22 protein-coding genes are annotated in these 21,042 nt (G+C 59.9%); 14 read left to right on the forward strand and 8 right to left on the reverse strand.

The window, feature by feature from the left end; genetic code table 11:
• Window positions 1-75: 75 nt before the first annotated feature.
• Window positions 76-669, reverse strand: a complete 594-nt coding sequence (locus tag FHX08_RS10655) for an NUDIX domain-containing protein (RefSeq protein ID WP_132651081.1) — start codon at window positions 667-669, stop codon at window positions 76-78.
• Entirely contained in the window at window positions 666-2,801 is a 2,136-nt protein-coding gene (locus FHX08_RS10660; RefSeq protein WP_132651080.1) for a molybdopterin-dependent oxidoreductase, read from the reverse strand. The genes FHX08_RS10655 and FHX08_RS10660 overlap by 4 nt, the downstream gene beginning before the upstream one ends.
• Before the next feature lie 83 nt (window positions 2,802-2,884).
• On the opposite strand from FHX08_RS10660, the gene FHX08_RS10665 reads away from it, so the two are divergent.
• Together FHX08_RS10665 and FHX08_RS10670 are read left to right on the forward strand one after the other, a co-directional pair.
• Window positions 2,885-3,754 (forward strand): 23S rRNA (adenine(2030)-N(6))-methyltransferase RlmJ, encoded by an 870-nt coding sequence (locus tag FHX08_RS10665; RefSeq protein WP_132651079.1) that lies wholly within the window; start codon window positions 2,885-2,887, stop codon window positions 3,752-3,754.
• Window positions 3,755-3,811: 57 nt separating this feature from the next.
• On the forward strand, window positions 3,812-4,408 hold the full coding sequence (locus FHX08_RS10670; RefSeq protein ID WP_132651078.1) for a glutathione S-transferase: 597 nt from the start codon (window positions 3,812-3,814) through the stop codon (window positions 4,406-4,408).
• A gap of 72 nt (window positions 4,409-4,480) precedes the next feature.
• Here FHX08_RS10670 and FHX08_RS10675 read toward each other — a convergent pair whose 3' ends face one another.
• Window positions 4,481-5,113 carry an outer membrane protein gene (locus tag FHX08_RS10675; protein WP_132651077.1) on the reverse strand — a complete coding sequence of 211 codons (633 nt, stop codon included), beginning with the start codon at window positions 5,111-5,113 and terminating at the stop codon, window positions 4,481-4,483.
• A gap of 361 nt (window positions 5,114-5,474) precedes the next feature.
• On the opposite strand from FHX08_RS10675, the gene FHX08_RS10680 reads away from it, so the two are divergent.
• The 5 genes from FHX08_RS10680 (at window position 5,475) to FHX08_RS10700 (ending at window position 9,728) form a co-directional block, all read left to right on the forward strand.
• Window positions 5,475-6,242, forward strand: a complete 768-nt coding sequence (locus FHX08_RS10680; RefSeq protein ID WP_132651076.1) for an SDR family oxidoreductase — start codon at window positions 5,475-5,477, stop codon at window positions 6,240-6,242.
• Window positions 6,239-8,281 carry an excinuclease ABC subunit UvrC gene (gene uvrC / locus FHX08_RS10685; protein ID WP_132651075.1) on the forward strand — a complete coding sequence of 681 codons (2,043 nt, stop codon included), beginning with the start codon at window positions 6,239-6,241 and terminating at the stop codon, window positions 8,279-8,281. Before FHX08_RS10680 ends, uvrC begins: the two co-directional genes overlap by 4 nt.
• 110 nt (window positions 8,282-8,391) lie before the next feature.
• Window positions 8,392-8,982 carry a CDP-diacylglycerol--glycerol-3-phosphate 3-phosphatidyltransferase gene (pgsA, locus tag FHX08_RS10690; RefSeq protein WP_132651074.1) on the forward strand — a complete coding sequence of 197 codons (591 nt, stop codon included), beginning with the start codon at window positions 8,392-8,394 and terminating at the stop codon, window positions 8,980-8,982.
• Window positions 8,979-9,233 (forward strand): molybdopterin converting factor subunit 1, encoded by a 255-nt coding sequence (moaD, locus tag FHX08_RS10695; RefSeq protein ID WP_132651073.1) that lies wholly within the window; start codon window positions 8,979-8,981, stop codon window positions 9,231-9,233. The genes pgsA and moaD overlap by 4 nt, the downstream gene beginning before the upstream one ends.
• Before the next feature lie 33 nt (window positions 9,234-9,266).
• Complete coding sequence (locus tag FHX08_RS10700; protein ID WP_132651072.1) at window positions 9,267-9,728, forward strand: molybdenum cofactor biosynthesis protein MoaE; 462 nt, start codon at window positions 9,267-9,269, stop codon at window positions 9,726-9,728.
• Here FHX08_RS10700 and FHX08_RS10705 read toward each other — a convergent pair whose 3' ends face one another.
• Complete coding sequence (locus FHX08_RS10705) at window positions 9,729-10,625, reverse strand: branched-chain amino acid ABC transporter permease (RefSeq protein ID WP_132651071.1); 897 nt, start codon at window positions 10,623-10,625, stop codon at window positions 9,729-9,731.
• Window positions 10,626-10,692: 67 nt separating this feature from the next.
• Here FHX08_RS10705 and FHX08_RS10710 point away from each other — a divergent pair, with 67 nt between their 5' ends.
• On the forward strand, window positions 10,693-11,241 hold the full coding sequence (locus tag FHX08_RS10710) for a CGNR zinc finger domain-containing protein (RefSeq protein ID WP_132651070.1): 549 nt from the start codon (window positions 10,693-10,695) through the stop codon (window positions 11,239-11,241).
• Window positions 11,238-11,744 carry a hypothetical protein gene (locus FHX08_RS10715; protein ID WP_132651069.1) on the forward strand — a complete coding sequence of 169 codons (507 nt, stop codon included), beginning with the start codon at window positions 11,238-11,240 and terminating at the stop codon, window positions 11,742-11,744. The genes FHX08_RS10710 and FHX08_RS10715 overlap by 4 nt, the downstream gene beginning before the upstream one ends.
• A gap of 82 nt (window positions 11,745-11,826) precedes the next feature.
• On the opposite strand, the gene ndk is transcribed toward FHX08_RS10715, so the two are convergent.
• Window positions 11,827-12,249: a nucleoside-diphosphate kinase gene (gene ndk, locus FHX08_RS10720; protein WP_112565949.1), complete on the reverse strand. Its 423-nt coding sequence runs from the start codon at window positions 12,247-12,249 to the stop codon at window positions 11,827-11,829.
• 82 nt (window positions 12,250-12,331) lie between these two features.
• On the reverse strand, window positions 12,332-13,021 hold the full coding sequence (locus FHX08_RS10725; RefSeq protein ID WP_132651068.1) for a glutathione S-transferase family protein: 690 nt from the start codon (window positions 13,019-13,021) through the stop codon (window positions 12,332-12,334).
• Between the two features lie 264 nt (window positions 13,022-13,285).
• Between FHX08_RS10725 and FHX08_RS10730 the strand changes: the two genes are divergently transcribed.
• The 5 genes from FHX08_RS10730 to FHX08_RS10750 all read left to right on the forward strand — a co-directional run bounded on the left by FHX08_RS10730 (window position 13,286) and on the right by FHX08_RS10750 (window position 18,971).
• Complete coding sequence (locus FHX08_RS10730; protein ID WP_184327175.1) at window positions 13,286-14,338, forward strand: GGDEF domain-containing protein; 1,053 nt, start codon at window positions 13,286-13,288, stop codon at window positions 14,336-14,338.
• A 94-nt stretch (window positions 14,339-14,432) separates the two neighbouring features.
• Window positions 14,433-16,313, forward strand: coding sequence for an ABC-F family ATP-binding cassette domain-containing protein (locus FHX08_RS10735; RefSeq protein WP_132651066.1), 1,881 nt, complete (start codon window positions 14,433-14,435; stop codon window positions 16,311-16,313).
• Window positions 16,314-16,499: 186 nt separating this feature from the next.
• A complete protein-coding gene (locus FHX08_RS10740) occupies window positions 16,500-17,330 on the forward strand; it encodes a polysaccharide deacetylase family protein (RefSeq protein ID WP_132651065.1) in 831 nt (276 codons plus the stop codon).
• An 88-nt stretch (window positions 17,331-17,418) separates the two neighbouring features.
• Window positions 17,419-18,345 carry a Gfo/Idh/MocA family protein gene (locus FHX08_RS10745; protein WP_132651064.1) on the forward strand — a complete coding sequence of 309 codons (927 nt, stop codon included), beginning with the start codon at window positions 17,419-17,421 and terminating at the stop codon, window positions 18,343-18,345.
• A 74-nt stretch (window positions 18,346-18,419) separates the two neighbouring features.
• Window positions 18,420-18,971 (forward strand): GrpB family protein, encoded by a 552-nt coding sequence (locus FHX08_RS10750; protein WP_132651063.1) that lies wholly within the window; start codon window positions 18,420-18,422, stop codon window positions 18,969-18,971.
• An 8-nt stretch (window positions 18,972-18,979) separates the two neighbouring features.
• Here the strand turns inward: FHX08_RS10750 and FHX08_RS10755 are convergent, their stop codons facing one another.
• Together FHX08_RS10755 and FHX08_RS10760 are read right to left on the reverse strand one after the other, a co-directional pair.
• Entirely contained in the window at window positions 18,980-19,429 is a 450-nt protein-coding gene (locus FHX08_RS10755; protein ID WP_132651062.1) for a DNA polymerase III subunit chi, read from the reverse strand.
• Window positions 19,426-20,919, reverse strand: coding sequence for a leucyl aminopeptidase (locus FHX08_RS10760; RefSeq protein WP_132651061.1), 1,494 nt, complete (start codon window positions 20,917-20,919; stop codon window positions 19,426-19,428). Before FHX08_RS10760 ends, FHX08_RS10755 begins: the two co-directional genes overlap by 4 nt.
• Window positions 20,920-21,042: the final 123 nt, after the last annotated feature.

The following is a 21,042-nucleotide window of genomic DNA, read 5'->3' on the forward strand; positions in this document are numbered from 1 at the left end:
ACAATTGCATGAAGAATTCCAAGAAATTCAGCCGAGGCGAATCTATCTCGGCCATGACGTTGCAAGGTCGGACTTTTAGGTGCCAAGCAGGCTTTTGTTCGCTACCGCCCATTGCACCAGCATGATCGTCTTGAGATCGATGATTTCTCCCTTTTCGATCATCGCGAGAGCCTGCGGCAGCTGGATTTCCAGCACCTCTATATCCTCGTGCTCGTGCTCCAGACCGCCGCCATCGGATGTGCGGTCGGCGGTATCGATTGCCGCTGCAAAGAAATGCACGATCTCGGTGATGGAGCCCGGCGCGGTGTAGGATCTGAAGAGGAAGCGGACATCGCGAATCATGTAGCCGGTCTCCTCCATCGCCTCGCGACGGATGGCGGCTTCGGGTTCGTCGCCGTCGAGCAGGCCAGCCGGAACTTCGATCATCCAGGCGGGGTCGCCGTTCAGATAGACCGGCAGGCGGAACTGCTTCACCAGCACGACGACGTCGCGCTTCGGATCATAGAGCAGGATGCAGGCGGCCGGCGTGCGGTGGTAGACCTCGCGCGACAGGCGGTGCGTCTCGCCCTCCCGGTCGGTAAAGTCGAGCTCATAGCCGACCAGCTTCGTCCATCCGTCGGACAGGGTTTCCTTGCCGACAATCTTCACGTTTGCTTTCGATTGCGTCATAGGGCTTCCTTGGCGGCATCCTTGCGAAGCCAGACCTTGTTGTCATGAACGGCGGCGCCGCCATAGGGCGCCACGGGATCGGCGCCAGTGAGAATGTTGATGCCTTCGCCATCGACATGCGCCTTGTTGGGCCAAAGACCTTCGGCAATCAGCACGCCGGGCTTTACCTCGGTCGTGATACGGGCATGGATGCGCAGCTCGCCGCGCATATTGCCGATGCGGACGAGATCCCCGTTGCCGATGCCATTGGTCTCCGCATCGACGGGATTGATCATCACTTCCGGGCGGCCTTCCTTCTGGCGCGAGGTCTTGGTTTCCGAGAAGCTCGAATTCAGGAAGTTGCGCGCCGGCGAGGTCGCCAGGCGGAAAGGATGCTCGGAATCAGCGACTTCAATGACGTCGACCTGATCCGGGAACGGCGGCAGCTCGGCATAGGGGCCGAGCGCGCCGACCGACGCCGGCGGTTTGTTCGGGGCAGCGCCGTCCACCCAATCCGGCCGGAAATGAAACTTGCCGTCGGGATGAGCAAAGCCGTTGAGATAATGCGCTTCCTCGAAGGCCGGCTGTCGGTCGAACCACTTGTGTTCGAGGAAATAATCGTAATCCGGCAGGTTGCTCGCCGCCAATACGCGGTCGATCATTTCGCAGGCCGTGAAACCGAAGCCGGGGCGATCGGCGACGCCAAGGCGTTTTGCCAGTTCCTCGATGACGAAGAGGTTGGTGCGCACGGTCGGCGGCGGCTCGACGAGCTTGGGTCCAAGCAGAATGTGGTTCTGCCCGCCGGCTCGATAGATGTCGTCATGCTCGACGAACATGGTGGCAGGGATAACGATATCGGCCATTTCGGCCGTCTCGGTCATGAACTGCTCGTGGACAGCGACGAAGAGATCGTCACGAGCAAAGCCGCGTTTCACCAGCCGCTGTTCGGGCGCGATGTTCACCGGATTGGTGTTCTGGATGAGCATGGCCGTGATCGGGCCGCGGTGGCGAAGGGCCACGGCATCGCCCGTCAGCGCCCGGCCGATCTGCGACTGGTCGATCATACGGATGGCCGCATCCTTCATCGACTTGCCGGTCAGCTCCGCATTGTTCATGCGGAAGATATCGCTGTTGGAGTGGAAGGCGCCGCCGCCTTCATATTGCCAGGAGCCGAGCACGGTGGCGACCGAGGCGGCCGCATGCATGGCGACAGCGCCGTTGCGCTGGCGGGTGAAGCCGTAGCCGAGGCGGAAGAAGGTTTTTTTCGTCGTGCCGACGAGCTTGCCGAAAGCTTCGATCTCTTCGACCGAAAGGCCTGTGATCGCGGCCGCCCATTCCGGCGTCTTTGCCTTCAGATGCGCTTCGAGACCCGAGGGATCGTCGGCATATTTCGCCATGTAAGCATGATCTGCATAACCGTCGCGGAAGGCGATATGCATGGCGGCGCAGGCGAGTGCTGCATCGGTGCCGGGCTTGACGATCAAGGCCATGTCGGCCTGCTTCATCGTCGGATTGCCGTAGATGTCGATGACGACGATTTTGGCGCCGCGCTCCTTGCGCGATTTGATCGCGTGGGTCATGACGTTGACCTGCGTGGCCACCGCGTTCGTGCCCCAGATGACGACGCAATCGGTACGCGCCATCTCGCGCGGGTCCGGACCGCGCAGCATACCGGTCGCCATAGTGAAACCGGTCCAGGCTGGATTGGTGCAGATCGAGGAAAAGAAGCCGGAATAGCGCTTGGCGTGGCGCAGGCGCTCGATCGAATCACGCTGTACCCAGCCCATGGTGCCGGCGTAAAAATAGGGCCAGATGGCTTCGCTGCCGTCCCTGGCCTCGGCCTTCACGAAGGCTTCGGCGATCTCGTCCAGCGCATCATCCCAGGAAATCTGCTGCCATTGCCCTGCCCCCTTGGCGCCGGTGCGGCGCAAGGGATGCATGAGACGGTCAGGATGATAGAGGCGCTCGGCATAACGAGCGACCTTGGCGCAGATGACGCCCGACGTATAGGAATGGCCGTTGGCGCCGCGGACACGGCCGATACGGCCGTCTTCCGTAATATCCACCTCCAGCGCACAGGTGGAGGGACAGTCGTGCGGACAGGCCGTATGACCGATCCTGGATTTGGCGTGGATGGGGGTCGCAATGTTCATGCGATTTCTATATGCCAAGGCTCAGGCGGCCAAAAGGCACAAAAACTCCCTGTCATCCGAATTCATAACAGGCATCAGCGAAAATGAACTATCGCCACATCTATCATGCAGGCAATTTTGCCGATGTCCTGAAGCATGCGGTGCTGGCGCGGCTCATCCGCTACATGCAGAAGAAGGACGCCGCATTCCGCGTGCTCGACACGCATGCCGGCATCGGCCTTTACGATCTTTCCTCCGAGGAAGCGCAGAAGACCGGCGAATGGCAGGGCGGAATCGGCAAACTGCTCGAAGCCGATCTCGGGCCGCAGGTTTCCGAACTGCTGGAGCCCTATCTCTCCGTGATCCGGGAACTGAACCCGCAGGGTGGCCTGCGCTTCTATCCCGGCTCGCCGAAGCTTGCCCGTATGCTGTTTCGCCCGCAGGACCGGCTTTCGGCGATGGAGCTGCATCCAGAGGATTTTGCCCGGCTGCATCGGCTCTTCGAGGGCGATCATCATGCGCGCATCACCGAGCTCGATGGCTGGCTGGCGCTCGGCGCGCATCTGCCACCGAAGGAAAAGCGCGGTATCGTGCTCGTCGATCCGCCGTTCGAGGAGGACGGCGAATACGAGCGGCTGGTGGATGGCCTTGCCAAGGCCTACCGGCGTTTTCCCGGCGGCACTTATTGCCTCTGGTATCCGCTGAAGAAGGGCGCGCCGATCAAGGAATTCCATGATGCCCTGCAGGCGGCGGAGATACCGAAGATGCTCTGCGCCGAGCTTGCCGTGCGTAGTGACCGCGAGACGACGGGACTGACAGGCTCCGGCCTCATCATCGTAAACCCGCCCTTCACACTGAAAGACGAGTTGCATCAGCTGCTGCCGGCTCTGAAAGACCATCTGGCGCAGGATCGTTTCGCCTCGCAACGTGCCTTCTGGTTGCGCGGCGAGACGAAGGCCACCAAGAGCGATTGACCGAATCTCGGACGACGGGGAATAGTCCAGCGTCATCCGTAATTCAAAAGGTGCCCCATGAAGCTTCTCTGCTCCCCGACCTCGCCTTTCTCCAGCAAGGTGCGTATGGCCGCCCGCCATCTCGCCCTCGAGATTACGGAAATCCGGGTCGATACGAATGCGGGCCCGGCGATCCTTGTGGACAACAATCCGCTCGGCAAAATCCCGACGCTACTGACGGATAACGGCACTTCCGTTTTCGACAGTGTCGCGATCATGCATTATTTCGACCGGCTGACGAAGGGCGCGCTTTATCCCTCCAAGAAGGGCAAGCGCACAGATGCCGAAGTGCTGGAGGCGCTTTGCGACGGTGTCTGCGACTGTCTGCTGGCGATTGTCTACGAGCGCCGCTTTCGCGACGAAGAGAAGGTGCATCAACCCTGGATCGACCGGCAGTGGAAGAAGGTAGAGACCGCATTGAATTACCTGGCAGCCAATGCGCCGAAGCTCCGCAAAAAGCTGCATGGCGGGCACTTCGCTCTGGCCGCAACAATCGGCTACCTCGACCTGCGCTTCAAGGGTCAGTGGGAAGAAGAACACGCCGAGCTCATCAGCTGGCTCAAGGAATTCGACAAGGCGTTCGACGGCTACGATCAGCTGAAACCCCAGGCCTGAAAAATCCCGCGATCAACAAAGACAAAAAAGCCGGGCACGAGGCCCGGCTTTTTGTGCTGGATGCAATCCGTATCAGAACTTGACGCCGATACCCACCTTGACGCTGTTTTCGTCGAAGCCGCGCGAAACGCTGCCGGAGTCGAGGTTGTAGTCCTTGCTCTGGTAGTCCGTGTAGCGGTATTCGAGGCGCGTCGTGATGTTGTTGGTCACAAAGGCTTCGACACCGGCGCCAACCGTGTAACCGTAGGCGGTCTTGCTGTCGGAAGACGTGCCGTCGGAAACCTTGGTGTCGGCGAGCGCCAGACCTGCGGTACCGTAGAGCAGGAAGGGGTTCAGGTCGTAACCGACGCGGCCGCGGACAGAGCCGTTCCAGCCGGTCTTGTTCTTGATGCCGCCTTCAGTGACGTCAGCATCGCCATAACCGAGATCGGCTTCAGCGCCGTAAACGATCTGGCCCTGCTGAAAATTGTAGCCGGTGAAGAGCTGGCCACCCCAATCATAGGTGTCGCGGTCGTGACCGAAGCTACCCATGTTATAGGTGGCGGCGCCGCCGAGATAGAAGCCCTGCCAGTTGTTGACCGGAGCCGGGGTTTCCTCAGCGACCGGCGCCTGCGGGACCTGGTCCACGGCATCAGCTGCCTGCGCGACCGAGAAGCCACCAACGGCGAGAGCGGAAGCCATGAGGCCAGCAAAGAGTATACGCATACTTATCTCCTTTCAGTCCCGCGCGCTCGTCAACTCAAACTCGGCGAAGCATTCACGGGGGATTACTAAATGTCCCTTCCGGATCGAGAGTGAAATTGGAATGCAAATGCGGATTTGAAAGAGCCAAATTGTGATATCATTGTGGCTGAGCGGAGGCAGAAATTCGATGTTGCTTGGTTGCAACATACCGTTTATTAAGGATAACGTTCCGTTAAACTGAAATTACACTTTTTAATAAAACGTTTCGCCAAATAATACATAGAATATCGACATCGCGTACGCACCGCTTTCAGCTATTTATATAATCAGGTCCCGCCCTTATATAGGCAGAAGCAGACTCGAAGGACCAGAAGGCAGGATCTTGACCCAGAAAAGACTTCGCGCGGCACTTGTAACCGGTTCCGCCAAAAGAATAGGCCGGGCAATCGCCGAAGACCTTGTTGCCAATGGATTTTCGGTCGCAATCCATGCCAATGGCGCGATGGCTGAGGCCGGAGACTTTGTGGCGGAATTGCGGCAAGCGGGCCATCGTGCGGCTGCGATCAAGGCTGATCTTGCCAAAATCGACGAGGCGAGCGGGCTTGTCGAAAAGGCATGCGAGGCGCTTGGACCCATCGATCTACTCGTCAACAACGCGTCGATTTTTCTCGAGGATTCGCTCCCCAAATTCGATGCGCAAGTGTGGGACCAGCATTTCGCCATCCATGTTCGGGCGCCATCGATCCTTGCCGCCAAATTCGCAGAACAGCTGCCGGAGACGTCCGAGGGGCTAATCGTCAATATTGTCGACCAGCGTGTTTGGGCACTGCGGCCGAGTTTCTATTCCTATACACTGTCGAAATCGGCATTGTGGACGGCGACGCAGACCATGGCGCAGGCCCTGGCGCCGCGTATTCGCGTCAACGCGATCGGGCCTGGCCCCTCAGTGCCGAGTGAACGGCAACTACAGGAAGACTTCCAAGCACAGGTCGCAGCCCTTATCTTGAAGCGTGGGCCTGAGCTCAAGGAATTTGGCCGAACGATTCGTTTTCTGTTCGAGACTCCTTCGATCACGGGTCAGATGATTGCACTCGACGGCGGCCAGCATCTCGCGTGGCAGACGCCTGATGTGCTGGAGATCAAGGAATGAATGCCAGGAAGCTGCCTGATGGCGGCGTTCTTTACGACGAGACCGATGAAAATGACGACGATATCATCGAGGTGGAAGGCGATGCGGCCGCCTCGCCGATATCGGCTGCGATCGACTGGAATGAAGGCGGTGTCAATGAAACGGGCCTTGTCGGCGCCGATCTGATCGCTGAATTCGTCAAGCGCCTGCCGAACAGTCCCGGCGTCTACCGAATGTTCAACGAGGCGGGCGACGTGCTTTATGTCGGCAAAGCCCGCAGCCTGAAGAAGCGCGTCAGCAATTATGCTGTCGGCCGCGTGCATTCCAACCGCATCGCCCAGATGGTGCGCCAGACTGCCAATATGGAATTCGTCACGACGCGGACGGAGACCGAGGCGCTGCTGCTGGAAGCGAATCTGATCAAGCGCCTGCGGCCGCGCTTTAACGTGCTGCTGCGCGACGACAAGTCGTTTCCCTATATTCTGATAACAGGCGATCACCGCGCGCCTGCTATCTTCAAACATCGCGGCGCCCGCGCCCGCAAGGGCGACTACTTCGGACCTTTCGCGTCAGCCGGCGCCGTCGGCCGCACGATCAATTCGCTGCAGCGCGCCTTTCTGATCCGAACCTGCACCGACAGCGTCTTCGAGACGCGCACCCGGCCCTGCCTGCTCTACCAGATCAAGCGCTGTTCGGGTCCCTGCACCCATGAGGTCAGCGACGAGGGCTATGCGGAACTCGTGCGGGAAGCCAAGGATTTCCTGTCCGGCAAGAGCCAGAAGGTGAAGGAACATATGGCGGAAGCGATGAATGCTGCCGCCGAGGACCTCGATTTCGAGCGCGCCGCCATCTATCGCGACCGTCTTGCCGCGCTCTCTCATGTGCAGAGCCATCAGGGCATCAATCCGGCCGGTGTCGAAGAGGCTGACGTTTTCGCCATCTATCACGAAGGCGGGATTTCCTGTATCCAGGTCTTCTTCTTCCGCACCGGGCAGAACTGGGGCAACCGCGCCTATTTCCCGAAGGCCGATCCACAGCTATCAGCCGCCGAGGTGCTGAGCGCGTTCCTCGCTCAGTTCTATGACGATAAACCGGTGCCGCGGCAGATCATGCTGTCGGAGACGGTCGAGGAACTGGAGCTGCTGGCTGCTGCCTTAAGCGAAAAGGCCGGGCACAAGGTCTCGATCCTCATTCCGCAGCGTGGCGAAAAGCGCGACCTCGTCGAGCATGTCATCGCCAATGCCCGCGAGGCGCATGGCCGCAAGCTTGCCGAGACGGCATCGCAATCACGGCTACTGGAAGGTTTCAAGGAGACTTTCGGCCTGCCCTACGTGCCGCAGCGTGTCGAGATCTACGACAACTCGCATATCATGGGCACAAATGCGGTCGGTGGCATGGTCGTCGCTGGGCCCGAAGGCTTCGTGAAGAGCCAGTACCGTAAGTTCAACATCAAATCGACCGAGATCACGCCGGGCGACGACTTCGGCATGATGCGCGAGGTGATGACGCGGCGCTTTTCCCGCCTGCTGAAGGAAGAAGGCATCCCGGATCGCAGCACGCAGATTTCTGCCGCTGACGCGGCCGACATGCCCTTCCCCGCCTGGCCCGATGTGATCCTCATCGACGGCGGTCAGGGACAGATGACTGCCGTGCGCGCCATTCTGGAAGAGCTCGGCATTACCGACAGCGTGATCGCCATAGGCGTCGCCAAAGGCGTGGACCGTGAGGCCGGCCGCGAGCGTTTCTTCGCGCCGGGCAAGGGAAGCTTTACGCTGCCGCCGCGCGATCCGGTTCTCTATTTCATCCAGCGCATGCGCGACGAGGCGCACCGTTTCGCCATCGGCTCCCACCGGGCACGGCGCAAGAAGGAGATGGTCAAGAACCCGCTCGACGAGATCGGCGGCATCGGTCCATCCCGTAAGCGGGCGCTGCTACAACATTTCGGCACGGCGAAGGCTGTGTCTCGCGCTGCCCTTTCCGACCTCATGGCGGTAGAAGGCATTTCCGAGACTGTCGCAAAGCAGGTCTATAATCACTTTCACGACGACGCCGCGAAATAGTCGGTGACGGTCGCAAATTCCGCGCAAAGGCGGCGAAAAAACAGAAAGAATGTTGACGGTCGAAGGGCAAAGCCGTCATCTACCGCCGCATTATCAAAGAGAACCGCTTCATGGCATCGCGCGCGTATAACATCCCCAATCTCCTGACTTACGGTCGCATCCTGGCAGTGCCGCTGATCGTCGTCTGCTTCTTCATCGAAGGACGCCTGAACAGCAGCGATACGGCGCGTTGGGTGGCGCTCTGGATCTTCATCATCGCCTCGATCACCGATTTTCTGGACGGCTATCTCGCGCGCATCTGGAACCAGACATCGAATATCGGCCGTATGCTGGATCCGATCGCCGATAAGCTCCTGGTTTCCGCCATCCTGCTGCTGGTCGCAGCCGACGGCACGATCGCCGGCTGGTCGCTCTGGGCGGCAATCATCATCCTCTGCCGCGAAATTCTGGTGTCGGGCCTGCGTGAATATCTGGCGGGACTGAAGGTCAGCGTGCCGGTGACACGCATTGCCAAGTGGAAGACGACGCTGCAGCTCGTGGCCATCGCCTTCCTGCTCGCCGGTCCGGCCGGCGACGCGATTTTCCCCTTTACAACCTGGACCGGGATTGCGCTTCTCTGGATCGCCGCAATCCTGACGATCTATACTGGCTATGATTATTTCCGCGCCGGTCTGAAACACGTGGTGGATAACGAAGAATGACACGGCTTGTCTATTTCGCCTGGGTGCGCGAACGCATCGGAAAGGGCGAGGAGGAGATCGAACTCCCCTCCTCCGTTGTCAACGTTGCCGATCTTCTGAATCATTTGAAGGGCCTGGGCGAAGAATATGAGATGGCTCTTCAATATCCCGATGTGATCCGGGTCGCGATCGATCAGGAGCATGTGGAACATGACGAGCCTATCGCCGGGGCGAAAGAGATCGGTATTTTTCCGCCGATGACGGGTGGTTGAGAACGGCAGTACCGCCGGGCTGAGGAGCCTGCTGTGACCATTACCCCTACCATCCGCGTCCAGCGCGAGGATTTCGACCTGCAGGCGGAAGTCGACCGGCTTTCCAAAGGCAAGCCCGGCGTCGGCGCCGTCGTTACATTCTCCGGGCTCTGCCGCGATGAAGGCGGCACGCTCTCGGCGCTGGAACTCGAACATTATCCAGGCATGGCCGAAGCGGAGATGAAGCGCATTGGCGAGCTCGCCATCGCTCGTTTCGCGCTTAGCGGCCTGACCGCTATCCATCGCTTTGGGAAGATCGCCGTCGGTGAGAATATCGTGCTGGTCGTCGCCGCTGCGCCGCACCGGCAGGCGGCCTTCGACGGCGCGAACTTCGTTATGGATTTCCTCAAAACATCCGCCCCCTTCTGGAAGAAGGAGCATCACAAGAGTGGGCATGCCGGCGATTGGATCGCCGCAAAGGATGCCGACGACAGTGCGCGCGATCGCTGGAAATAATCACAGCGTGACGCGTTCGCGGCGGCTCATCACCAGCAGAAGGACCAGCAGCGAGAAGATGGCGAGATCGCGCCAAATGAAGGAGCCGTAGGCGCCCCAGAGTGTTTCGACGAGCGCCAGGCCGGCAGCGCCGCCTGCAGAGCGCAACGGATCGGAATAACCGCCGACGGCTGCGATCATCAGCACCTTGAGGCCGAACATCAGCCCGGCGCCGAAATCCATCGATCCGTAGTAGAAGGTCGCGAGAATGCCGCAGCAAGTGGCGACGAGCGCGGCTGCCGCATAGGAGACCAGAAAGACACGGCTGGCACTGGTGCCGCAGAGTTCTGCGGCAAGCGGATCGTCGATAACGGCGCGCCACAGACGCCCCCAGGCGGTGCATTTCAAGACTATGGCGCCGATCGCGATGATTGCGCACATCAGGATCGTGTCGAGAAGCTGGATATAGGTAAGCGTCACGCGAAAGACGCCGTCGCTCCAGAACGTGACGGTGTCGTTCAAAAGTGGCGGCAGCCAGATGGCGCGGGTATTGGCGGCCAGACGCGCCGTTTCCATCAGCACGATCATCATGCCGAGTGCCGCGACCATGACCGTGTTCGGCGATTTGCTGGCGAGCGGCTGCATGATCGAGCGGCCGATCCAGACCCCTGCTCCCACCGAATAGATTAGCGAGGCGCAGATGCCGATCGATATTGCCGCCGGCAGCACCAGCCACAGCCGGTTATAGGCCATGTCCGTGAAGAGCAGCAGGATTTGGCCGGCAAAGGCGATTATTGCCCCATAGGTGATGTCGGCCCTCTTCGTCACGCCGAAGGCAAGTGAATAGCCGAAGGCAAGCGTGGCGTAGAGCGCCGCGAGCGGCACCGCATTCGCCAGTTGCTGCAGAAGATAGGCCATTCCCGAAACTCCGGATCGGTTTAAAATAATAACTGGCAAAACACGTTTTACCAGTTATATTTTTCTTATGAGCTTTTCCTGGACCCCCCACCGTTTTTCCGGCGGCGCGCTGGCGCTCGATGTCGCCAACAGCGTCATCCTGCGTCATGATACGGCGCGCCGTATCGACCGCTTCGAGGCCGAAGGGCAGTTGGAGCGCTTTCCTGCGGCGGCGCAAGAATTCTGCGCCGAACGGGCGCTTTTCGGCGACATAGCGCCTGTTGGAGCGCAGAATAGAGCGAACTTCATCGAACTGCGCGAAGCCACGGACCGCTACTTCCGGCAGCGCGTGCTCGCGGGGAGCGACGATCGGCTGCTGGCCGAACTGCTGGAGACGCTGGCGCGGACGTTGCGCGGGGCAGCGAAAAAGGGGCTCGATGCGGCAACCGCCCATTCGGTTCTGCGGCTGATCGCCATGCCGGATCCGGAACGGATGAAGATCTGCGGCAATTGCGGCTGGCTGTTCATCGACCGCAGCAAGAACAAGAGCCGGGCCTGGTGCGACATGGCCGTCTGCGGCAACCGCGCCAAGGCTATCAGGCATTACCGGAGAAAAAAGAAGGAGGAGACGCCATGAAGCGGAGCTCAATCATCACGGCTTTTGCGGCAGCGGGACTTTTGCTTTCCGCCTGCCAGCGTCAGGCCGAAAGCATGTTGGAAGTGACGGGCCATCTCTTCGTCTTCAACTATCGAAACGCCAGTGCCACCTACTTGCTGACGATGAAAAAGACAGCGCCCATTCCCGACGGATCCACCATCGTCGTCGAGTTCGAAAACCCGCAGGGTGGTGCGCCGCTGGTGCTGAACCAGAAAGTCTTTCCCATCGACGACAAGATTTCGGTCCAAAGCGAAAACCTGCACTGCGTGGTCAAGGACCGGCCCTATGCCGTCACAGTCAAGCTTGTCGACAAGGATGGCAAGCTGCTGCAGGAATTGAAGACACAGTTCAAATCCGATCTCGATCAGACGGTACTCCCGAGCAAGCCGCTGGTGGTCGGCGCGGGATACGAGAAGAACCCGGAGGTTTTCAAACCGGATGGGACGACGGATTTTTCTAATACTGACAAGTGTCCAGCTTGAATCCGCAAAACAAAAAAGCCGGGACGAACCCGGCTTTCATGAGTCGATTCAATGCATTCGCGTGGAATGCTCTTGGGCTGAATTAGCCGACGATTTCGGTGTCGGAGAACCAATACTTGATTTCCTGGGCAGCCGTTTCCGGAGCGTCAGAGCCGTGAACCGAGTTTTCGCCGATCGAGAGAGCATGAACCTTGCGGATCGTGCCTTCCGCAGCATTTGCCGGGTTGGTTGCGCCCATGATCTCGCGGTTCTTCAGGATGGCGCCTTCGCCTTCCAGGACCTGAACGACGGTCGGGCCGGAGGTCATGCCTTCGACGAGTTCGCCGAAGAACGGACGGTCCTTGTGAACGGCGTAGAAGCCTTCTGCTTCGCGCTTGCTCATCCAGACGCGCTTGGAGGCGACGACGCGCAGGCCGGCATCTTCGAGCATCTTGGTGATAGCGCCAGTCAGGTTGCGCTTCGTTGCGTCCGGCTTGATCATTGAGAAGGTGCGTTCAATCGCCATTGTCAGGTCCTCATACTCATAAGGGAAAAGTGGGCGGTCTTTACCCGCCTCACCGCCTGAAAACAAGGGGTCTCCGGCAATTTCACGCCGCTGTCACAGTCCGGCCCCGGCTTTCATGGAGATCGAGGCAGCGTTCGAACCAGGCGATCACGGGGTCATCCGGGGCCAGCATGGCGAGGCCGGCAGCGACGCGCAGCCATTGCAGCGCGCCGAAGAGGATGTAGTCGGCAAAGAGCGGGCTCTGCCCGCCGATGAAAGGCTGAAACTTCAGCACATGGCGCAGCGGCTCGAGCTTGGCGGCGAAGGCTTCCCTCTCCGCGTCGCGTCCGGCGGCGAATTCCTCCAGCGACTTGCCCAGGCGCTCCTCACGGCTGGTCCTGAAATAGGCCTTATCGCCCTCATCGAGGATCGAATGGATATCGAGAAGGGCGATCCGCATGATTGCCGGATGAATGATCATCTGAGAATATCCCTCGATCATCCGCGACAGGGCCTTGCCGCCCTCACCCTTGAAGAGCGACGGACGGTCGGGATAGGCCTCTTCCAGATAAAGGGCGATGTCGAAACTGTCCGATACCAGCCGGCCATTGTCATCCAAGACCGGCACGGTCTTGGAAAAACCACCGCCGATTGCGGCGATACGGCTGTAGGTCGTCGGCACCTCCTCGAAATCGAGGCCCTTGTGGGCAAGCGCCATCACTGCCTTCCAGCAATGCGGCGAGAAGAAGTGACGCTCGTCGGCGCCGCACAGTGAATAGAGAGCTCTGGTCATATCAGTCCTTTCGAGATCGCAGCGGGTTCATTCCATGCCAGAAAACCGGCGCGATCAAATCAGGAATTTTCATGGCGCCATCACGGCCGCTGCTGAAACGGATAGGGCCATTCCTGATCGGGGACTAGCAAGGGCGCATTAACCTGTTTTGCTGCTTCCCGCCCTACTAACCTTGAAAATTCAATGTCTCTTAAAAGCTTGCCTGCATAGCGGAAGCAGAAGAGGCGATGGCCCAAGGGAACCAATGGCAATGAGGGGATTATCATGTCGACTGCCGTTGCAAATGCATTGAATGGGCGTGGGGCGATCCGGCCAGCGCCGGCAGCCGACGTGCGGAAAGTTGTTCAGCACATGATGCGGCTGAACGTGGCGGGCCTGCCGCGCAACTATGAACTGTTCCATGAGGCACTGATCGGCCTGAGTGCCGGGCTGGCGCAGGATATCGCTGCCCTCGGCCCGCATCCGCGTCAGGAGGCTCTGGACGAGATCGGCCTGCGCTACCGGCTCATTGGCCACTACGGGCTCGCCGATGACCGCTCGCGCAACGAAGCGAGCCGCATGCTCAAGGAGACAGCAGAACGACTCGCCGAAGGTCGCCTGCATCACCAGGCATTCGCACGCGCCTGCGAGGCCATCCTCAAATCCGTCTCAGGCCAACAGGACCAGCAGAGCCTTGCCGACTTCATTGCCGAGGTCGAATATCTCTCCGCTTCCCTTTCAGCCGTTCTCGCAGCGGAGCGGACGATCGGCACGAGGCTGGAAGAGGATATCGAGCGGCTGACGGCGCTGGAGCGCGGCATTTCGGCGGTGCAGGCTGCGGCCATCACCGACAAGATCACCGGCCTGCCGAACCGCCTCGGCCTCAACCGTGCGCTCAGCGACCTCTATGGTCAGGAAGAAGGCGCGGCCGGCAGCGCGCTGATCGTGGTCGATATCGACGATTTCAAGGCGCTGAATATCCGTTACGGCATGCAGACCGGCAACAAGCTTCTGAAGAAGCTCGCCAGCCTCTTCCGCAAGATGGTGAAGAAGAGCGATTTCATCGCACGGACAGAAGCCGATGAGTTCGCCTTCCTCTTCGCCAACGTCCGCATGCAGGATGCACTAGCGATCGCCGAGCGGCTGCGTAGTTCGGTCGAGGACAATCTTGTGTTCGCGGCGTCGGACACTTCAGATGCGAGCGGTTTGACGATCTCGGTCGGCGTGGCGTTGAGCGGCGATGCCGCAACGCCCGGCCAGCTTCAGGCCAACGCCCGCGTGGCGCTGCTTGCCGCCCAGACAAATCCGCGCCAGCCGGTGCAGGCCTTCGGGCGCTGACGCGCTTGTCAGAAGTCGCTTGATGGCAACCAGCGGCCGAGGGGACGGCGGACCCATCTTGCCTTAGCGGCGGCTTTCGGCCAAAACCGCGCGCATGATCACGATTTCAGATATTTCTGCCCGCATCGCCGGCCGCCTGCTCCTCGACCATGCCAGCGTCTCTCTGCCTGCAGGCACGAAGGCCGGGCTCGTAGGGCGCAACGGCGCCGGCAAGTCCACACTGTTCCGCGTCATAACAGGCGATCTGGGAGCTGAAAGCGGGACGATATCGATTCCCAAGAACGCGCGCATGGGCCAGGTGAAACAGGAAGCGCCAGGAACCGAGGATTCACTGATCACGATCGTGCTTTCGGCCGACAAGGAGCGCGCGGCGCTGCTTGCCGAGGCGGAGACGGCAACCGATCCGCACCGGATCGCCGAAATCCAGATGCGCCTTGTCGACATCGACGCTCATTCGGCAGAAGCGCGTGCCGCCAGCATTCTCTCGGGCCTCGGCTTCGATCAGGAAGCGCAGGCGCGGCCTGCCTCCTCGTTTTCGGGCGGCTGGCGCATGCGCGTGGCGCTCGCCTCCGTCCTCTTTACCGAGCCGGACCTGCTGCTGCTCGATGAACCGACCAACTATCTCGACCTTGAAGGCACGATGTGGCTGGAGGATTACATCCGCCGCTATCCGCATACGGTCATCATCATCAGCCACGACCGCGACCTCCTCAACAACGCGGTCAATTCCATCGTGCATCTCGATCAGAAGAAGCTCACCTTCTACCGCGGCAATTACGACCAGTTCGAGCGGCAAAAGGCAGAAGCCGACGAGCTGCAGATGAAGGCCAAGGCCAAAAACGAGGCAGCGCGCAAACATCTGCAGAGCTTCATCGACCGTTTCAAGGCCAAAGCGTCCAAGGCAAAACAGGCCCAATCCCGCGTCAAGGCGCTGGAACGCATGGGCACGGTCGCGGCCGTGATCGAGGACCATGTTCAGCCGATCACTTTCCCGGAGCCCGAGAAGCAGCCGGCCTCGCCGATCGTCGCGATCAGCGGTGGCGCTGTCGGATATGAGCCCGGCAGGCCGATCCTGAAAGGACTCAATCTGCGCATCGACAATGACGATCGCATCGCGCTGCTCGGTTCCAACGGGAACGGTAAGTCGACCTTCGCCAAATTCATCTCGGGGCGACTGGCGCCCGAGAGCGGCGAGGTGCGTCTCGCACCGGGCCTGAAGATCGGTTTCTTCGCGCAGCATCAGCTCGACGATCTCGTGCCGAACGAAACACCGGTCGAGCATGTGCGCCGGCTGATGCCGACTGAGCCCGAAGCCAGGGTGCGCGCCCGCGTGGCGCAGATGGGCCTAGCAACCGAGAAGATGGCGACAGCTGCGAAAGACCTCTCCGGTGGCGAGAAGGCGCGTCTGCTGATGGGACTTGCCGCCTTTCATGCACCGAACCTGCTGATCCTCGACGAGCCGACCAACCACCTCGATATCGACAGCCGCCGGGCGCTTATCGAGGCGCTGAACGACTATAATGGTGCGGTCATCCTGATCTCACACGACCGGCATCTGATCGAAGCGACCGTCGACCGTCTCTGGCTTGTCAACAACGGCACGGTGACAAGTTTTGAAGGCGACATGGATGAGTATCGCGACCTGATCGTCGCCTCCGGCAAGAAGAAGGAAGAGCCGAAGCAGGCCGAAGACCAAACCTCGAAAGCCGATCAGCGCAAGCTCAATGCCGACAAGCGTGCCTCGCTCGCCCCGCTCAAGAAAAAGATCAACGAAATCGAATCCTTGACGGGCAAGCTGGAGAAATTGATTCAGGCACTTGATATGGAGCTTGCCGACCCTTCGCTCTATGAAAAAGCGCCCGCCAAGGCAGCCGAAAAGGCCAAACAGCGCGGGGAGGCTGCCGCCAAGCTCGCCGCCGCCGAAGAGCAATGGCTGGAACTGTCCTCGGAATATGAGGAAGCGATGGCGAGCTGAAGGATGTTAGCCAGACTTCCGAAGGCCGGACGTCCCACAGACCGGGCTTTTCATGTCTAGGATCCACCCTTCTTGGTGCGCGGCGAAGTGCCGCGGAACGGCACGGCTCAACCCGTTCTCAACCGATCATTAACCATAATCAGAAAGGTTGTCTCAACTTTCCTCGCTGATTTGTTGAGCCCTTTCATGTATCGTCTCATTGCCTTATCCAGCATTGCGCTGACCGTTGCCCTTGCCGGTTGCGCCACCACCAAGCAGCAAGAGCCGGACAAGACGATTAAAACGTCTTCCGTCATTGCGCCTGAGGGCAAAAGCCCCGCCAAAAAGGACGAGGAAGAGGCAGGCGTCCCCCAATATGACAGCTGGCATCACCTGGCCGGCCGCACACTTGAAGTTTCCTCGCTCTCCGAGCTGAAGCTGCACGACAAGGAAGTAATTCTAAGCTTCGACGACGGCCCGATCCCCGGACGTACCGACAAGGTTCTGGCGATTCTCGACAAGTTCGGCGTCAAGGGTGCCTTCATGATGGTCGGCCAAATGGCCGAACTGCATCCGGAGCTCGCCCGCAAGGTAGCCGAGGATGGCAACGCGATCGGCAGCCATACCTACCGGCACGCCGATCTCGCGACACTCGGCTTCGATGCCGCGATGAAGGAAGTCGTCAAGGGCCAGCTGGCCGTGACCAAAGCAACAGGCGAGGATGTGAATTTTTTCCGCTTCCCCTATCTCGCCGAAAGCCACAAGCTTCGATCTGCCATCGCGATGCGCGACATGGTCGTCATGGATGTGGACATCGATAGCAAAGATTATTTCAACACGACACCGGTCGCCGTCGCCAAACGGACGATGGACCTGCTGCACAAGCGCGGCCGCGGCATCATCCTGATGCACGACATTCACAAGCGCACTGCAACGATGTTGCCGACGCTGCTTTCGAAACTCGAAGCAGAAGGCTACAAGATAGTGACGCTGAAGTTCAAAAAGAGCTCCGCACCGATGGAAATGGCTTCGCTCTGACCAGGGTGGCTTGCCCGCGGATCGCTTTCTGATAAAACGGCGCGCCAATAAGTCATACTTTTAGCAAACACCGAACGCGAGCTTCACCATGTCAGCCATCAACCTCGCCATCGTCGGCGTCGGCAAGATCGTCCGCGACCAGCACCTCCCCTCCATCGCCGCCAATGCCGACTTCAAGCTGGTGGCGACGGCAAGCCGCCACGGCACGGTCGATGGCATTGCCGCCTATACGTCGATCGACGACATGCTGGACGCAGAACCGTCGATTGATGCCGTTTCTCTCTGCATGCCGCCGCAGTATCGTTATGAAGCTGCTTACAAGGCGTTGGTCGCCGGCAAGCACGTTTTCCTCGAAAAACCGCCGGGCGCGACGCTGAGCGAAGTGGCCGATCTGGAATACCTCGCGGCCAAACAGGGCGCGACGCTGTTTGCAAGTTGGCACTCGCGCTACGCAGCGGCCGTCGAAGCCGCAAAATCCTTCCTCGCCTCGACCGAGATCAAGAGCGTGCATGTAATCTGGAAGGAAGACGTGCGCCACTGGCATCCGAACCAGGAATGGATCTGGCAGGCGGGCGGCCTCGGCGTTTTCGATCCCGGCATCAACGCGCTCTCGATCGTCACGCACATCCTGCCCAAGGCGATTTTCTTGAGCGCCGGTACGCTGGAATTCCCTGAAAACCGTGACTCGCCGATCGCCGCCGACCTGCATTTCCGCAATGTCGATTATGTTCCGGTTCATGCCGAATTCGACTGGCGCCAGACAGGCAAGCAGAGCTGGGACATCATCGCGGAAACGGCCGCCGGCCAGATGGTTCTGTCTGAAGGCGGTTCGAAGCTCTCGGTCGATGGCGAGCTGCGGTTCTCCGCGCCCGAAGCCGAATATCCGGCGCTCTACCGCCGTTTTGCCGAACTCATCAAAGATGGCAAGTCGGATGTCGATCTGGCGCCGCTGCGTCATGTGGCCGACGCCTTCATGCTCGGCAAACGGAAGTTCGTGGAAGCGTTTTACGACTGATCGATCTCGCGGCAGATGCTATCTCTCCTGCACAATGATAGAATAGCGGCACCGACATCTGAGGGGCGGCTTCCATGCAGCAGGAGCAGGACGAATCGTTTGGATTGGGCGTTCGGCATCTGACGGTCAGGCTTGCCGACGCCAATGCGAAATGGCGGGAAGCCTATCTACTGGAAGAGGTCAGAATTCGCGAGGCACTTGGCCCTCTGGCCATCGACATCCAGCATTTCGGCAGCACCGCCATTCCGGGCATCAAGGCAAAGCCGATCATCGACATCCTGATCGGCGTACCTCGCTTCGAGGACGGCCTTGCCTGCATCGAGCCGATGGAAAAGATCGGCTATGACTATGCAGGAGCGGATATCGTGCCCGACGACCACCTCTTCGGCCGCGGCATTACAGGCGAAACGCGCACGCATCTCGCCCATGTTGTCGAATATCAGGGCTTCAACTGGAGGCGGAATATTTTCTTCCGTGACAGGCTCAGAGGCGATCCGGCTCTCGCGCGGGCCTATGAGGATTTGAAGATCGGCCTTGCGCAGCAATTTGCCGAAAGCCGCGCGGCATATACCGGCGCGAAGAAGGATTTCATCGACCGGGTGCTGGCCGAAGCCAGCCTTGCCTGACGATCGACTCAAGCCTTCTTTTCCCAGCGCCCTTCCGGCGTCTGCTGCCAATAGGTGAGGTTATGGCCCTCGCCTTTAAGCTTTTTCCACTGCGTGCGAGCACCTTCGAGCTGTTCCTGATCGTAGCCATCGAACATGAAGACGATCCGCTCATAATCTGCAGCGGGCGGCGGCTCGGCCCCGTCGACGATGAAGCGGACGGTGGCAGCATTCGCATTATCACTCGAGGTGGTCAGGAGAATGGGCTGATCCCCAGCGAAATCGGCCTCGTCCGTGCCATGCGGCAGGAAGCTGTCCTCCCGATAGGTCCACAGGTGCGTGTCCAGCGCGTCGCGTCGCACAGCTTCCTTCATCTGGACGGCGACGCGCCAGCCGCGCTCGACACTCTTGTCGAGCAACGGCGGAAGCGCGTCTTCCAGCTTCGATTCCGTCAGATGGTAGAAGAGGATTTCCGTCATCGTGTTTCGTAATTCGTACGCACCAGCTCATCGAGCAGGCGCACGCCGAAACCGGAAGCCCACGACTGGTTAATCTCGTCCTGCACGGACCCCATCGCCGTACCGGCAATGTCGAGATGCGCCCAGGGCGTATCCTGTACGAAGCGCTTCAGGAAATGCGCCGCGGTGATCGATCCGGCAAGACGGCCCCCGGTATTCTTCACGTCAGCGAATTTGCTGTCGATCATCTTGTCATATTCCTTGCCGAGCGGCATGCGCCACAGCTTCTCGTTCGTCACGAGACCGGCCGCGGTCAGCTGTGCCGACAGCGGATCGTCGTTCGAAAAGAGGCCGGCATAGACGTTGCCGAGTGCAACCATGATAGCGCCGGTTAACGTCGCAAGGTTGATCATGAACTGCGGCTTGAAGCGGTCATTGCAATACCAGAGCGCATCGCAGAGCACGAGGCGACCTTCGGCATCCGTGTTGATCACTTCAATCGTCTGGCCGGACATGGAGGTGACAATGTCGCCCGGGCGCTGAGCGTTGCCGTCGGGCATGTTTTCCACAAGACCGATAATGCCGACGGCATTGACCTCCGCCTTGCGCGCGGCGAGCGTGTACATGAGGCCGGTGACGGCTGCCGCACCGCCCATGTCACCCTTCATGTCCTCCATGTTGGCGGCCGGCTTGATCGAGATGCCGCCGGTATCGAAGACCACACCCTTGCCAATGAAGGCAATCGGCCGGTCCTTGTTCTTGCCGCCCTTCCACTGCATGACCGCAAGGCGCGGCGGACGAACGGAACCCTGGGCAACGCCGAGCAGCGCGCCCATGCCGAGGCGGCGCATCTCCCGCTCCGTCAGGACTTCCACCTCGACGCCGAGCTTTTCCAGTTCCTTGGCTTTGGCTGCAAATTCAATCGGACCAAGAACGTTCGGCGGCTCGTTGACGAGATCGCGGGCGAGATTGACACCACCGGCGATCGCCTCGGCATCCGCAAAGGCTTTCTTGGCGGCAGCCGCCTCAGCCGTGACGACCGTCACTTTGACCGATTTCGGCTGCTTGTCCTCATCATCATTCTTCTTCGTCTTGTAGGTATCGAAACTATAGGCGCGCAGCAGCATGCCGAGGGCGAAATCAGCCGCAGCCTTGGCGCTGACCTCTACACCCGGCGCGTCGATGAAGACCGTTGCCTTCTCGGTATTCTTGATCCGCGAGGCGGCGCTGCCACCGGCCTTCAGCCAGTCATGAACGGCAAGGTCTGCCGTCTTGCCTAAGCCGATGACGATGATGCGCTCGACAGGCGCGCCTTCCGGCGCCACGAGATCCAAGGCTGCCATCGATTTTGCCGAGAAACGTGCAATCTTCGATGCCTTGGCGATCACCCCCGTCGGATCGGCAATATCAGCCCCGGCCGCGGCATCGGCGTCTGATGTCTTCAGAAGGACCGCGAGGCCGCCAGTCAGCTTTGCCGATTTTGAGAATGAAATTTCGAATTTTGCAGACATGTCTTCTCCGATGGGATTCATCAAATCCGTTCCGGAGGGATAATTTCGCGTTTGGCGGGTCTGTCAATGGCCGACGACAGTTGTTATGTTCCGCGCGGCCGCCCGGCCAAATGGTTTTCGTCA

The sequence above is a fragment of the Rhizobium sp. BK529 genome (genome assembly GCF_014194105.1).
Taxonomy (GTDB): Bacteria; Pseudomonadota; Alphaproteobacteria; order Rhizobiales; family Rhizobiaceae; genus Rhizobium.